Origin of the sequence: Bradyrhizobium manausense, from assembly GCF_018130615.1 — a bacterium.
GTDB classification, from domain to species: domain Bacteria; phylum Pseudomonadota; class Alphaproteobacteria; order Rhizobiales; family Xanthobacteraceae; genus Bradyrhizobium; species Bradyrhizobium manausense_A.
The window spans coordinates 352,243-364,700 of record NZ_JAFCKB010000006.1; the positions used below are offsets into that span (position 1 = coordinate 352,243).

Sequence of the window (12,458 nt, forward strand, 5' to 3'; positions counted from 1 at the left end):
CATGCTGACATGCATAGAAGGCGTCCTGAGCAAGGACGATGTGGCGGAGTTCCGCCGCATCATGGACGCCGCCGAATGGGAAGACGGCCGTTCCACCGCGGGCGCGCAGTCAGCGATGGTCAAGCGCAACGAGCAGTTGCCGCCGGACAGCGAGGTCGCGCGCAAGCTCGGCAACCGGATCATCTCGGCGCTGACGGCGAACCCGCGATTTCTGGCAGCCGCGATCCCGCTCCAGATCTTTCCGCCGCTGTTCAACCGCTATGCGGCGAGCAGCGGCCATCACTTCGGCCTGCATGTCGACAACGCGATCCGCGGTGACCGCCTGACCGGCCTTCGCATCCGCACCGATCTTTCGGTCACGCTATTCCTCAGCGAGCCCGAGGATTACGACGGTGGCGAACTTGTGATCGAGGACACCTACGGCTCGCACGAAGTCAAGTTGCCAGCCGGGGACTGCGTGCTCTATCCCTCGACCAGCCTGCACCTGGTCACGCCGGTAACCCGGGGGGCGCGGGTTGCGTCTTTCTTCTGGCTTCAGAGCATGATACGGGACGATCAAGCTCGCAGCATGATCTTTGACCTCGACACCGCCATTCAGGCGCTGGTGGCACGGCTCGGGCGTGACGATCCCGAAACGGTCAAATTGACGGGTATCTATCACAACCTCATTCGCACCTGGGCCGAAGTATGAAGATCACATCTTTCCAAGCGAGCCTCGCCGCAGCCGTGCTGCTCACGGTCACCTGGCTCGCAGTTCCTGTTTCTGCCCAGACACAAACGCAGCCGGCCGCGCCGGCACGGCCCGTTGCAGCGCCGGCACCGGTGGCGGCTCAGCCGGCCCCCGCCGTCGCGGCACAGCCGAATGCGACTGCTGCGCCGGCGCCATCGACGGCGGCCCCCGCGGCGGCTGCGCCTGTCGCGCCGATGCCGGGCGCGTCCTCGACTGATGCCGTCGTGGCTCCTGCATCCGAGGCGCCGAAGGCCGGCATCGCACCCGCCATGAAGGAATTGTCACCTTGGGTGATGTTCATGTCGGCGGACATCATCGTGAAGGCGGTGATGATCGGGCTCGCCTTTGCCTCGCTCGTGACCTGGACGGTCTTCATCGCGAAGTCGATTGAGCTGTCGGTCGCTTCCGCCAAGCTTCGTTCGGCGCTGAAGAAGATCGCCGAGGTTCGCTCGCTTGCCGAAGCGCAGATGGCGCTCGGCACCAAGGAGGGCATCCTGCCGTCCTTCCTGGCGGCCGCGCTGCGTGAGGCGCGGATGTCGGCCGGCCTGTCCAGCGATGCCGGCATCAAGGAGCGTGCCGCCTCGAGCTTTTTGGAGATCGTGCGCGCGGAGCAGCGCCGTATCCGTATCGGCATGGGGGTGCTTGCGACCATCGGCTCGACATCGCCGTTCGTCGGCCTGTTCGGCACCGTCTGGGGCATCATGAACAGCTTCATCGGCATCTCGAAGTCGCAGACCACGAACCTTGCAGTGGTTGCCCCCGGCATCGCCGAGGCGCTGCTTGCGACCGCGATCGGCCTCGTCGCCGCGATCCCGGCCGTCATCATCTACAATCACTTCTCGCGCGTCACGAAGGGCTATCTCGAGCTCGTCAGCCGCGCCTCGGGGGCTGCGGCCCGGCTGTTGTCGCGCGATCTCGACCGCAGCCATGGCGGTGCGCATTCGCGCGCGGCGGAGTAAGCCATGGCCGTTTCGCTCACAGACAACGATGACGACGACGATTTCTCGGAAACGCATGACATCAACGTCACGCCGTTCATCGACGTCATCCTGGTGCTGCTGATCATCTTCATGGTCGCAGCTCCACTGTCGACGGTCGATCTGCCGATCGACCTGCCGACGTCGAGCGCGATGCCGCAGAAGAAACCGGACAAGCCGACCTATGTCAGCATCAAGCCGGACCTGACGCTCGCGATCGGCGAAAACGCGGTGAAGCGAACCGACCTGGTCAGCTCGCTCGACGCCATCGCCGACATGAGCAAGGACAAATACGTGTTCCTGCGCGCCGACAAGGCCGTGCCTTACGGCGAGTTGATGGGCGTCATGGAAATCCTGCGGGCGGGCGGCTATTCTCGGATCAAGCTGGTGGCGCTCGAAGCACCTCCTGCGGCGGCTGGGCCGGCGCAAGGGGCAGTTCAACCCTGATGGCGGCGTGATGTCCGACCCTGTAATCGACGCAAAATCCTCGCGGCCGTTGTGGATCCTGGCCGCCGTCGCGGCGATTGGCCTGCATCTCGGCGGGGCGGCGCTGGCGCTCGCCAACCTCCGGACCGATGACGGTGAGGACGGCCTCGGCGCCAACGGCGCGGAATACGCCGTCGAAATGACCTCGCCAAAGCTCCCCGAGACGGATCTACCGCCCGGACCGGACAGCGAAGCCTCGCAGTACCAGCCGCAGCAGATGCAGCAGCAGGCCGAGGTGAAAGAGACCGACCTGCCGAAGGAAATCCCTCAGGAAGCCGAAGACCCGGACCGCCTCGTCACCGAGAACGACTCCAAGAAGCCGGTCGAGGACACCACGAAGGTGGCCAAGGTCGAAACCCAGGCGGTCGAGGAGATGCCGAATGCCCAGGAATCGGCAAGGCAGGCGCTCGATGAGAACGCGCGCGAGGACGAGAAGGCGGCCGCGCCCCACCAGGGTATTGGCAAGGACCTTCGCAAGCTGACGGCCGAATGGGGCAAGCGGATCAGCGCTTATTTCGAGTTGCACAAGCGCTACCCCAAGGACAGGAGCAAGACGACGACGGTCAAGCTCAGCCTGGTCTTGAATCGCCGCGGGAACGTCGTTTCCGTCGACGTGGCGCAATCCTCAGGCGATCCCGCCTTCGACAGCGAGGCCATATCCATGGTGCGCCGTTCGGATCCCGTGCCGGTCCCACCGGCTGAACTCACGGACGATCAGTTCGCCTTCAGCCTGCCGGTGAACTTCAAGAAGCCGTCGAAATAGCCCGCCGTCAGCGCCAGTAGAATTTGATAGAGACGTAGACCACGACCAGGCAGGCGAAGATCAGCGCCACCGGGAGGGGGCGCTTCTCGGTTCCACCAAACATCGTCGCCCCGAACATGGCGGCCTTTTTCGGCTTGGGCGCCGGGCGGCGGAAAGCGGTAACATTGTCCGTCACGGGTTCGGCCGGCCGGCTGCGGACGTCGGGCGGGTTCCCGGCACCACCCATTTCCAGATAGTAGGATTTGTAGACCTCGGCGATGGCGACCTCGGTCGCCTCGGCTTCGCTCATCCGCTCCAGCAGCTTCCTGTAACCGTCGAGGAAGCCCTGTGCGTCCGGTGGCAGGGCCGACAACCCATTCAGCTTGGCCATCATCTTCCAGGTGGCGAAATCGGCGCGGGCACGGGTGTCGGCACGTCGCGCGATCAGCATATCGGCAGCTTTGACCAAGTTGGCCTCTAGCCCTTCGGCTTTGTCTTAAAGTGCAGGATCTTAAACGGCTTCAACTACGCATTGCCGGTAGCGAAGAGAACAGCTTGAATCACATAACCGGTCAACGTTCGCAGTATTGCTGAAATAACATCAAGATTTAGACCGAACTGGGAACCAGCCAGCGGCAGCAGGATCAGGAGAGCGATCAGGATCAGCATGCCGAACGGCTCGAGCCGTGACAGCGGCAGGGCGAGCGGCCGCGGCAGCAGCCCGACCGCGACCCGCCCGCCGTCGAGCGGCGGAATCGGCATCATGTTGAAGACGGCCAGCACGGCGTTGATCAGCAGCGCATTTCTGAGATTGTCGGCGATCCATTGCGCCGAATTGGCGGGTGTCCACGGCAGCGCGTGGACGGCGAGGCCGGCCACGAGCGCCAGCAGGATATTGGTGATGGGACCGGCTAGGGCGACCCAGACCATGTCCAGCTTCGGATTGTTAAGGTTGCGAAAATTCACCGGCACCGGTTTGGCGTAGCCGAACAGGAACGGCGAATGCGCAAACAGCAGCATTGCCGGCAGGATCAACGTACCGAACGGGTCGATGTGACGGAGCGGGTTGAAGCTGACGCGCCCGAGCTGCCAGGCGGTGTTGTCGCCGAGACGGTGCGCGACGAACGCGTGCGCGGCCTCGTGGAAAGTGATGGCGAGCACCAGCGGCAGCACCCAGACCGAGAGGTCATAATAGGAAATGTTCACGTCGCGTCTGTTCCGATTTTGCCGTCGCCTTGCAGACGACCTGGCCAATCCGGCGGTGCAGCAACGCTTCAGGTCAACATAGGGTGGCCTGTTCCGAAATGCCACGCTGCAGATGATCGGCAAGCAGTGCCGCCGGACGCGACAGATTGCGCGTACGGTGGAGGCGGATGTCCGCTCCGGGCAGCGGCGGGAGGCCGTCACACTCCGACAGGATGCGGAGCCGGGCAGGCAAGGTGCCGGCTTTGACGACCGTGATTGCGAACCCCTGCGCCGCGATCGCCTCCACCGCAGCAAGCGTCCGGCTGACGAAAGCGAGGCGCCAGGGCCGGCGCGCGGCATCGAGGGCGTCTGCGGCCCATTGTCGAAACAGGCACCCCGGCGGATAAAGCGCGACGGGCAGGGTATCCTGCGGTTCGGCTGTATAGGATCTGGCCGCGGCCCAGACGGCCTGCTCTTGCCGGAGCAGTTCGCCGTCGCCGTGTCCTTGCGGGTGCATGGCAATGACGAGGTCATAAGCCTCGCCGAGCCGGGCCGGCATGGTTGCGGTCAGTCCAGTCTCGATCTCGACCCGAACCGCCGGGTGATCTTTGGCGAAGCTCGCCAGCAGCGGCGGAATGACGATCGTGCCGTAGTCGTCCATCACGCCGAGGCGGATGACGGCCTCCGGCTTGCGGGCGCGCAGCGCGCCGACCGCTTCCGCCTGGAGGGCAAGGATTCGCTGCGCAAAGGCGCGCAGCTCATCGCCCGTGGCGGTCGGCACGACACCGTCCCGATTGCGCTGAAACAATTTTGTGCCGAGCCGTTGCTCCAGACGCCTGACCTGCACGCTCACCGCCGACTGGGTCCGGTTCAACTGATTGGCTGCACGCGTGAACGAGCGATGCTCGGCGACGGCGAGAAAGGCCTTGAGCAGATCAGGATCGAGATCGGGGGTGGTCATCACCGAACGTTATCCCAGCATGATGGAAATTCCATTCCCAGTTTCGGCACGGCCCGTATGCTGTTCGTCCAGGCGTTGGACAGGAGGGATCGTGGGCGAGATTTTCGGCGTTCTGGCCGCGGTGCTGTCGAGCGCGCTGGGCGGCGCCTCGATCGGTGCCACGCGCTATCTCGTGACGAGCATCGATCCGCTGGCGATCGGCTCGTTCCGGTTCGGCATCGGGTTTCTCCTGCTGTTGCCGCTGACACTGCTGCGTGGCGACCGCTGGCCGGAGCGCGGTGACTGGGCTGCCGCAATCGGGCTCGGCATCCTGTTCTTCGCGCTGTTTCCGATCTTGTTCAACGCATCGCTCATCTTCACGACGGCCGCGCGCGGAGCGCTCGCGCTGTCCACGCTGCCGCTGTTGACGTTGGTGATTGGCGCCGGACTCGGCAGCGAAGCGCTGACCTGGCGCAAATCGATCGGTGTCGTGGTGGCAACGCTCGGCGTGGCCGTCGCGCTGCTCACCGACCTTGGCTCGGCGCCGTCAGGGGCTTGGCGCGGCGATCTGCTGATGATGGCGGCTGCGTTGTGCATGGCTCTGTACGGCATCTGGTCCAAGCCGTTGATCCGGCGCTCCAGCCCGATCGCCTTTACCACCATGAGCATGGGGGCGGGCGCTGCCTGCCTCATCCTGCTCTCATGTGCCCGCGGCAGCCTTGCCCCCGTCGCAGGCTTTTGCACGCCGCAATGGCTGGCCGCGTTCTATCTGGGCGCATTCGGCGCGGCGCTGACTTTTTATCTATGGGCCTTCGCACTGGAGCGGACGACGCCAACGCGCGTGGCGATCTCGGTCACGGTCAATCCAATCACGGCATCGCTGGTCGGCGCGTGGCTGTTGCACGAGCCGCTGCGCTGGAATCTCGCGGCCGGCATCGTCGCGGTGTTTGCCGGGATCTGGCTGGCCACGACGGCAGGCCAGCGCGTTCAGGCCGCCAGCATCCCGGTTTCAAGCCGGCCGTGATCTCACGCCGGGATGGTCGTCTGATATTGCTTCAGGCCGTCGTCGAGCGTCACCCAGGCGAGCTTTTCCGAGACCCAGATGTGCTCGGTCGGCGTAAAAGCGTTGCGGTCGTCGAAGGTCGCGAGCGCAACGCCCGCTAGCGTGCCGTTGCGGCGCCACGCGAACAGCCGCGTGCCGCAGATCTTGCAGAACACGCGGTCGATATTCTCCGAAGATGCATAGCGGCCGGTTTCGCCCGTGATGGTCAGCGCTTTCTGGTCGAACTGGGCGCGGGCGAAGTAGGGCGAGCCCATCGCCTTCTGGCAAATGCGGCAATGACAGATGCGTACGTTCAGCGGCTCGCCCTCCGCCTTGAACCGCACCGCGCCGCACAGGCATCCACCTTCCCGGATCATGGCTGCCTCAGTAGGTTGCGCGTCCGCCGGAGATGTCGAAAACGGCTCCGGTGGAGAAGGCGCAGTCTTCGGATGCAAGCCACGCCACCATCGCGGCGAGCTCTTCCACCAGCACGAAGCGTGCCTTGGGGATCTTCGACAGCATGAAATCGATATGCTGCTGCGTCATCTGGTCGAAGATCGCGGTCTTCGCCGCCGCGGGCGTCACCGCATTGACCAGGATGTCATGCGCGGCGAGCTCCTTGCCGAGCGACTTCGTCAGCGCGATCAGACCGGCCTTGGAGGCCGAATAGTGCGAGGCGTTCGGATTGCCTTCCTTGCCGGCGATAGAGGCGATGTTGACGATGCGTCCGTATTTCTGCTTGAGCATCACGGGCACGATCGCCTTGCAGACGATGAAGGGGCCGTCGAGGTTGATGCGCAGCACCTTGCGCCATTCCTCGAGGTCGGTATCCCAGACCGGCTTGTTGATGCCGGCAATGCCGGCATTGTTGACGAGGATGTCGACCTTGCCGAAGGCGGCCAAGGTCGCATCGCGCGCCTGCTCGACGCCGGCGGTGTCGGTGACATCGACCTTGACGGCGCGGACGCTGTCACCGATCTCTTTGGCCGTCTCCTCAGCCAGCGCGGCATCGAAATCCCAGATCGCGACCTTGGCGCCGGAGGCGACGAAGCGCTCGGTAATGGCGCGGCCAAAGCCCTGCGCGCCGCCGGTGACAACGGCGACGCGGCCATTGAGATCAATCTTGTTCATACTGGCGGCCTCTGGCGTCAGAGCATGTAGCCGCCGTCGACGACGAGATCGACGCCGGTGGTGAACGCGCTCTCGTCGCTGCCGAGATAGACCGCCATGTTGGCGATTTCGTCGGCGGTGCCAAGCCGGCCCATCTTCTGGCGTGAGATGAACATCTCCTTGCCCTGCGGCCCCTGCGCGGCGGCGCGGTCGAGCATCGAGGGCGTCTCGACGGTGCCAGGGCAGATCGAGTTGCAGCGGATACCTTTGGTGATGAAGTCGAGCGCGACCGCGCGCGTCAGCAGCGACACCGCCGCCTTCGACGAGCTGTAGACGTAACGGTTTGCCGGCGGCCGCAGCGCCGCGCAGGACGAGATGTTGACGATGCTGCCGCCGCCGCCCGCGAGCATCTCGGGCAGAAACGCCCTGATGGTCCGGTGCATCGACTTGACGTTGAGGTCGAACGAGAAGTCAAAATCCTCTTCCGAGCATTCCAGGATGGTGCCGTGGTGCACGAAGCCGGCTGCATTGAGCAGGATGTCGATCTTACCGACACGCTTGGCAAAAGCGTTGACGTCGGCGGTGTTGCGGACGTCGAGTTTTGCGACCTCGGCGATGCCCTCCTTGGTCAGGCCGGCGATGCCGGCCTCGTTGATGTCGGTCGCAATGACGGTTGCGCCTTCACGCGCGAATGCGAGCGCGGATGCGCGCCCGATGCCAGCGGCCGCAGCCGTGATGACGGCGCGCTTGCCCTTGAGGCGGTCTGCCATGTTCTTGTTCTCCCTTTGAGCTGGTCATTCCGGGGCGCGCCTCTTGGCGCGAGCCCGGAATCCTTACTCCCGATAGTGGTTGTGGATTCTCCGATGCGCAATTGCGCATCGGAGCTCGCGACTGCGTCGCGCCCCGGAATGACAGAAGCTGCTAGTGATTATCCCGCGGCACGCCGAACGTGGAAGCGACGTTCTGGTAGCGCGTGGCGAGCTCCATGCAGGCGCCGGTCGATTGCTGGCCGACGGTGTTGCGATAGATCTCCTGCCACGGCGTCTGGTTCGGCGGATGCTTGAAGCCGCCGGCGGCCTTGAGTTCGGTGTGGCGCTTCTTCAGCTCTTCGTCGGAGATCAGGATGTTGGCGCTGCCCTTGTCGAGGTCAATGCGCACCTTGTCGCCGGTCCTGAGGATCGCAAGTCCGCCATTGGCGGCAGCTTCCGGCGAGGCATTGAGGATCGACGGCGAGCCCGAGGTGCCGGACTGACGGCCGTCGCCGATGCAGGGCAGGGCGAGGATGCCGCGCTTGATCAGGGCCGCCGGCGGCTGCATGTTCACGACCTCGGCGCCGCCGGGGTAGCCGATCGGGCCTGCACCGCGGATGAACAGCACGCAGTGCTCGTCGATGCCGAGCGCGGGATCCTCGATCCGCTCGTGGTAATCCTCCGGCCCCTCGAACACGATGGCACGGCCCTCGAAGGCGTTGAGGTCCTTGGGGTTGCTCAGGTAGCGGTCGCGGAATTCCTTGGAGATCACACTGGTCTTCATGATCGCGGAATCGAACAGATTGCCGCGCAGCACGATGAAGCCGGCGTCCTTCACCATCGGCTTGTCGTAAGTCCAGATCACGTCGGCGTCCGGCTTGGGCGCGCCCTTGCAGTTCTCGCCGATGGTGCGGCCGTTCACGGTCAGGACGTTTTCATGGATGCGCTTGTGCTTCATCAGCTCGCCGACCACGGTCGGCACGCCACCGGCGCGGTGGAATTCCTCGCCGAGATAGAAGCCGGCGGGCTGAAGATTGACCATCAGCGGAACGTCGTGGCCGTATTTCTGCCAGTCGTCGATCGACAGCTCGACCCCGACATGGCGCGCCAGCGCATTGATGTGGATCGGTGCATTGGTCGAGCCGCCGATCGCGGAATTGACCACGATGCAGTTCTCGAACGCCTCTCGGGTCAGGATGTCGGAGGGTTTGAGATCCTCCCAGACCATCTCGACGATACGCTTGCCGGTCTCGTAGGCGATCTGGCCGCGCTCGCGGTGTGGGGCGGGAATCGCCGCGCAGCCCGGCAGCGAGAAGCCGAGCGCTTCCGCAAGCGAGTTCATGGTCGAGGCGGTGCCCATGGTGTTGCAGTGTCCGACCGAGGGCGTCGAGGACGCCACCAAGTTGATGAAGCCTTCATAGTCGATCTCGCCGGCGGCGAGCTGCTCGCGGGCCTTCCAGACGATGGTCCCCGAGCCGGTGCGCTGGCCCTGGTGCCAGCCGTTCAGCATCGGCCCACCCGACAGCACGATCGCGGGCAGGTTCACGGTCGCCGCCGCCATCATGCAGGCCGGCGTGGTCTTGTCGCAGCCGGTCGTCAGCACTACGCCGTCGAGCGGGTAGCCGTAGAGCACCTCGACGAGGCCGAGATAGGCGAGGTTGCGGTCGAGCGCCGCGGTCGGGCGCTTGCCGGTCTCCTGGATCGGATGGGTCGGGAATTCCATCGCAATGCCGCCGGCCTCACGGATGCCTTCGCGGACACGATGCGCGAGCTCGAGGTGGTGGCGGTTGCAGGGGGAGAGGTCGTTGCCGGTCTGCGCGATTCCGATGATCGGCTTGCCGGCCTGCAGCTCCTCGCGCGTCAGTCCGTAGTTGAGGAAGCGCTCCAGATAAAGTGCGGTCATGCCCGGATTGTGCGGGTTGTTGAACCATTCCTGCGAACGAAGGTGGCGGCGGGTGCCGTTGCCGGCGGGCGCGTGCCCATTGGTTGGCTTTTTTGTCATTGGATTCTCCTTCAATGCAAACGCACGGGCCGACTTTGCGGATGTCGATCGGTGCGCTGCCCGGCAGCGCGAGCATGTAACGACGGCCCGCCTGCTGGCGAACGTTTCCTCACAATTGCGATACTACTCATGGGTCGTTGGTAACGCTATCATTTTGTACGGCTGCCGACCATTCCGGCGGGCGGGGACCTGCCGGCCGCTGCATCTGCGAACTCTGCCGCTCGATCACGGTGAAGCCGAGATCGAGCACGGGCTGTTCCGGACGCTTGCCTTCGATCGCCTCGATCAGCATCGCGGCGGCCGTGCTGCCCATCTCGTAGCGGTTCGTCCGCACGCTCGTCAGCGTCGGCACCGAGGAGGCCATGAATTCGAGATCGTTGAAGCCGACGATCGCGATCTGCTCGGGGACCGCGATCTCCCGGCGCCGGCACTCGAAGAGAACGCCGAGCGCGAGGTCGTCGTTGGCGCAGAACACCGCGTCGATGTCGGGCTCGCGGGCGAGCAGATCGGCGAACAGCGCGCCGCCGAGCGTCACAGACGTCGGTGTCGCCGTCGTCACGGTCAATCTTTGGTCGAACAGGCCGGCATCCTTCATGGCCGCGACATAGCCGTCGAGCCGTCGCTGCACGCGCGGGTCCATGCGTGCGCCGACGAAGCCGATCCTGCGGCGGCCCTGATCGAACAGGTGCGCAATCGCTGCGCGGGCTGCATCATAATGAGAAAAGCCGATCATCATGTCGATCGGGCTCGGCCCGATCTCCATGATCTGGACGATCGGGCAGTCGGCCGCCTCCAGCATCGCGCGCGATTCCGTGGTCTGGTCGATGCCGGTGACGATCAGTCCCGCCGGCTTCTGCGCCAGAAACAGGCGCAGCAGCTTCTCCTCCTGGAGAATACTGTAGCGCGTGTTGGACAATTGGATCGAGTAGCGGCTGCCTTCGGAGGCGTCGTAGATGCCGCGCAGCACGTCGGAGAACACGTTGTTGGTCAGTGACGGAATCAAGACGCCGATCACCTCGGTGCGCTGCGAGGCAAGTGCGCGTGCCGCAAGGTTAGGCACATAGCCGAGCTCCCGGGCCGCGCTTTCGACCCGCGTCCGCTTGGCAACCGACAGCGCCTCCGGATTGCGGAAGAAGCGGGATGCCGTAATCGGGCTCACGCCGGCGAGCTCGGCGACTTCGGCCAGCCGAATCTTGCCAGACTTGGTGCGCTTTCGACCCATTTGTTGCTCTTAACACAGCCGCTCCCGCAAACAAAGGATCGTTGACAGCGCTACCAGCAACGACTAACCAAAGACAAATTGCCAAACCCGCACAAACTGCCGACAATGTCGCCTGTTAAGAGGGGCTTCGGGTCGGCGAAGTTCAGAAAAAACAAGACGGTGGCGGCGCGCCAATTGCGTCGTCTAGTCGAAGGAGGGAGCTAGATGTCGTCTGTGCAAATCCGCGACGTGCGGAAATCGTTCGGCAATTTTGAGGTCCTGCACGGCGTCTCGATCCCGATCGAGGACGGCCAGTTCGTCGTCCTGGTTGGCCCCTCCGGCTGCGGCAAGTCGACGCTCCTGCGCATGCTCGCGGGCCTCGAGAACATCACCTCCGGCACGATCTCGATCGGCGACCGCGTCGTCAACAATGTCCAGCCGAAGGAGCGGGACATTGCGATGGTGTTCCAGAACTACGCGCTCTATCCGCACATGACGGTCGCCGAGAACATGGGCTTCTCGCTGAAGCTGCGGAATGCCGGCTCCGACGAGATCAACAAACGCGTCAAGCGCGCCGCCGAGATCCTTGCACTGTCGCCGCTGCTCGATCGCTATCCGCGCCAGCTCTCCGGCGGCCAGCGCCAGCGCGTCGCCATGGGCCGCGCCATCGTACGCGATCCCCAGGTGTTCCTGTTCGACGAGCCGTTGTCGAACCTGGACGCCAAGCTGCGCGTTGCCATGCGCACCGAGATCAAGGAATTGCACCAGCGGCTCAAGACCACGACCGTTTACGTCACCCACGACCAGATCGAGGCCATGACCATGGCTGACAAGATCGTCGTGATGCACGACGGCATTGTCGAGCAGATGGGCACGCCGCTCGAGCTCTATGACAAGCCGGAAAACCAGTTCGTCGCCGGCTTCATCGGCTCGCCCGCCATGAACTTCCTCAAAGGCCATGTGCGCGTGAACGGCGTTGCGACCTTCGAGGGTCCGAACGGCGTCAAGCTGCCGCTCAAGTCCGCGCCGGCCGGCTCCGACGGCAAGCCCGCCGTCTACGGCGTGCGGCCCGAGCACTTCACCATTGCCGATGATGGCGCCGAGGCGGAGATCGTTGTGGTCGAGCCGACCGGCTCGGAGACGCAGGTGTTCGCGAAGGTCGGCGGCGAGCAGGTCGTCGCGGTCTTCCGCGAGCGTCACCAGTTCAATCCGGGGGACAAGGTGCGGCTGAAGCCCGACCCGGCGCTGGTGCATCTGTTCGACGAGGCGACGGGTAAGCGCATGTAGCGGCGTT

The 12,458-nt window shown here is 64.5% G+C and carries 14 protein-coding genes; 6 read left to right on the plus strand and 8 right to left on the minus strand.

What is annotated here, in order from left to right; translation table 11 throughout:
- The first annotated feature begins 1 nt into the window (after window position 1).
- From JQ587_RS14875 to JQ587_RS14890, 4 genes are read left to right on the plus strand one after another with little or no spacing between them, the layout of a single operon-like run.
- A complete protein-coding gene (locus JQ587_RS14875) occupies window positions 2-691 on the plus strand; it encodes a Fe2+-dependent dioxygenase (RefSeq protein WP_212425759.1) in 690 nt (229 codons plus the stop codon).
- A complete protein-coding gene (gene exbB / locus JQ587_RS14880; RefSeq protein ID WP_212425760.1) occupies window positions 688-1,689 on the plus strand; it encodes a tonB-system energizer ExbB in 1,002 nt (333 codons plus the stop codon). Before JQ587_RS14875 ends, exbB begins: the two co-directional genes overlap by 4 nt.
- 3 nt (window positions 1,690-1,692) lie before the next feature.
- A complete protein-coding gene (gene exbD, locus JQ587_RS14885; RefSeq protein WP_212299237.1) occupies window positions 1,693-2,154 on the plus strand; it encodes a TonB system transport protein ExbD in 462 nt (153 codons plus the stop codon).
- 10 nt (window positions 2,155-2,164) lie between these two features.
- On the plus strand, window positions 2,165-2,956 hold the full coding sequence (locus JQ587_RS14890; protein WP_212299238.1) for an energy transducer TonB: 792 nt from the start codon (window positions 2,165-2,167) through the stop codon (window positions 2,954-2,956).
- 7 nt (window positions 2,957-2,963) lie between these two features.
- Here the strand turns inward: JQ587_RS14890 and JQ587_RS14895 are convergent, their stop codons facing one another.
- The 3 genes from JQ587_RS14895 to JQ587_RS14905 all read right to left on the minus strand — a co-directional run bounded on the left by JQ587_RS14895 (window position 2,964) and on the right by JQ587_RS14905 (window position 5,081).
- A complete protein-coding gene (locus tag JQ587_RS14895) occupies window positions 2,964-3,386 on the minus strand; it encodes a hypothetical protein (RefSeq protein WP_212299810.1) in 423 nt (140 codons plus the stop codon).
- A 74-nt stretch (window positions 3,387-3,460) separates the two neighbouring features.
- Entirely contained in the window at window positions 3,461-4,141 is a 681-nt protein-coding gene (locus JQ587_RS14900) for a site-2 protease family protein (RefSeq protein ID WP_212299811.1), read from the minus strand.
- A gap of 73 nt (window positions 4,142-4,214) precedes the next feature.
- Window positions 4,215-5,081 carry a LysR family transcriptional regulator gene (locus JQ587_RS14905; protein ID WP_212425761.1) on the minus strand — a complete coding sequence of 289 codons (867 nt, stop codon included), beginning with the start codon at window positions 5,079-5,081 and terminating at the stop codon, window positions 4,215-4,217.
- Between the two features lie 91 nt (window positions 5,082-5,172).
- Between JQ587_RS14905 and JQ587_RS14910 the strand changes: the two genes are divergently transcribed.
- Entirely contained in the window at window positions 5,173-6,084 is a 912-nt protein-coding gene (locus JQ587_RS14910; protein WP_212425762.1) for a DMT family transporter, read from the plus strand.
- A 2-nt stretch (window positions 6,085-6,086) separates the two neighbouring features.
- Here JQ587_RS14910 and JQ587_RS14915 read toward each other — a convergent pair whose 3' ends face one another.
- The 5 genes from JQ587_RS14915 to gntR all read right to left on the minus strand — a co-directional run bounded on the left by JQ587_RS14915 (window position 6,087) and on the right by gntR (window position 11,185).
- A complete protein-coding gene (locus tag JQ587_RS14915; RefSeq protein WP_212425763.1) occupies window positions 6,087-6,479 on the minus strand; it encodes a GFA family protein in 393 nt (130 codons plus the stop codon).
- Window positions 6,480-6,486: 7 nt separating this feature from the next.
- Window positions 6,487-7,233: an SDR family NAD(P)-dependent oxidoreductase gene (locus tag JQ587_RS14920; RefSeq protein ID WP_212425764.1), complete on the minus strand. Its 747-nt coding sequence runs from the start codon at window positions 7,231-7,233 to the stop codon at window positions 6,487-6,489.
- A 17-nt stretch (window positions 7,234-7,250) separates the two neighbouring features.
- The gene (locus JQ587_RS14925) at window positions 7,251-7,982 is read right to left on the minus strand and encodes an SDR family oxidoreductase (RefSeq protein ID WP_212425765.1); all 732 of its coding nucleotides are present in this window, start codon (window positions 7,980-7,982) and stop codon (window positions 7,251-7,253) included.
- Between the two features lie 151 nt (window positions 7,983-8,133).
- Window positions 8,134-9,963 carry an IlvD/Edd family dehydratase gene (locus JQ587_RS14930; protein ID WP_212299244.1) on the minus strand — a complete coding sequence of 610 codons (1,830 nt, stop codon included), beginning with the start codon at window positions 9,961-9,963 and terminating at the stop codon, window positions 8,134-8,136.
- A gap of 127 nt (window positions 9,964-10,090) precedes the next feature.
- On the minus strand, window positions 10,091-11,185 hold the full coding sequence (gene gntR, locus JQ587_RS14935; RefSeq protein WP_212299245.1) for an HTH-type transcriptional regulator GntR: 1,095 nt from the start codon (window positions 11,183-11,185) through the stop codon (window positions 10,091-10,093).
- 204 nt (window positions 11,186-11,389) lie between these two features.
- Between gntR and JQ587_RS14940 the strand changes: the two genes are divergently transcribed.
- The gene (locus JQ587_RS14940; RefSeq protein ID WP_212299246.1) at window positions 11,390-12,451 is read left to right on the plus strand and encodes an ABC transporter ATP-binding protein; all 1,062 of its coding nucleotides are present in this window, start codon (window positions 11,390-11,392) and stop codon (window positions 12,449-12,451) included.
- Window positions 12,452-12,458 lie beyond the last annotated feature (7 nt).

Coding starts and splice junctions, on each gene's coding strand:
- JQ587_RS14875 (WP_212425759.1), top strand. CDS start 2: ATGCTGACATGCATAGAAGGCGTCCTGAGCAAGGACGATGTGGCGGAG.
- exbB (WP_212425760.1), top strand. CDS start 688: ATGAAGATCACATCTTTCCAAGCGAGCCTCGCCGCAGCCGTGCTGCTC.
- exbD (WP_212299237.1), top strand. CDS start 1,693: ATGGCCGTTTCGCTCACAGACAACGATGACGACGACGATTTCTCGGAA.
- JQ587_RS14890 (WP_212299238.1), top strand. CDS start 2,165: ATGTCCGACCCTGTAATCGACGCAAAATCCTCGCGGCCGTTGTGGATC.
- JQ587_RS14895 (WP_212299810.1), bottom strand. CDS start 3,386: ATGCTGATCGCGCGACGTGCCGACACCCGTGCCCGCGCCGATTTCGCC.
- JQ587_RS14905 (WP_212425761.1), bottom strand. CDS start 5,081: ATGACCACCCCCGATCTCGATCCTGATCTGCTCAAGGCCTTTCTCGCC.
- JQ587_RS14915 (WP_212425763.1), bottom strand. CDS start 6,479: ATGATCCGGGAAGGTGGATGCCTGTGCGGCGCGGTGCGGTTCAAGGCG.
- JQ587_RS14920 (WP_212425764.1), bottom strand. CDS start 7,233: ATGAACAAGATTGATCTCAATGGCCGCGTCGCCGTTGTCACCGGCGGC.
- JQ587_RS14925 (WP_212425765.1), bottom strand. CDS start 7,982: ATGGCAGACCGCCTCAAGGGCAAGCGCGCCGTCATCACGGCTGCGGCC.
- JQ587_RS14930 (WP_212299244.1), bottom strand. CDS start 9,963: ATGACAAAAAAGCCAACCAATGGGCACGCGCCCGCCGGCAACGGCACC.
- gntR (WP_212299245.1), bottom strand. CDS start 11,185: ATGGGTCGAAAGCGCACCAAGTCTGGCAAGATTCGGCTGGCCGAAGTC.
- JQ587_RS14940 (WP_212299246.1), top strand. CDS start 11,390: ATGTCGTCTGTGCAAATCCGCGACGTGCGGAAATCGTTCGGCAATTTT.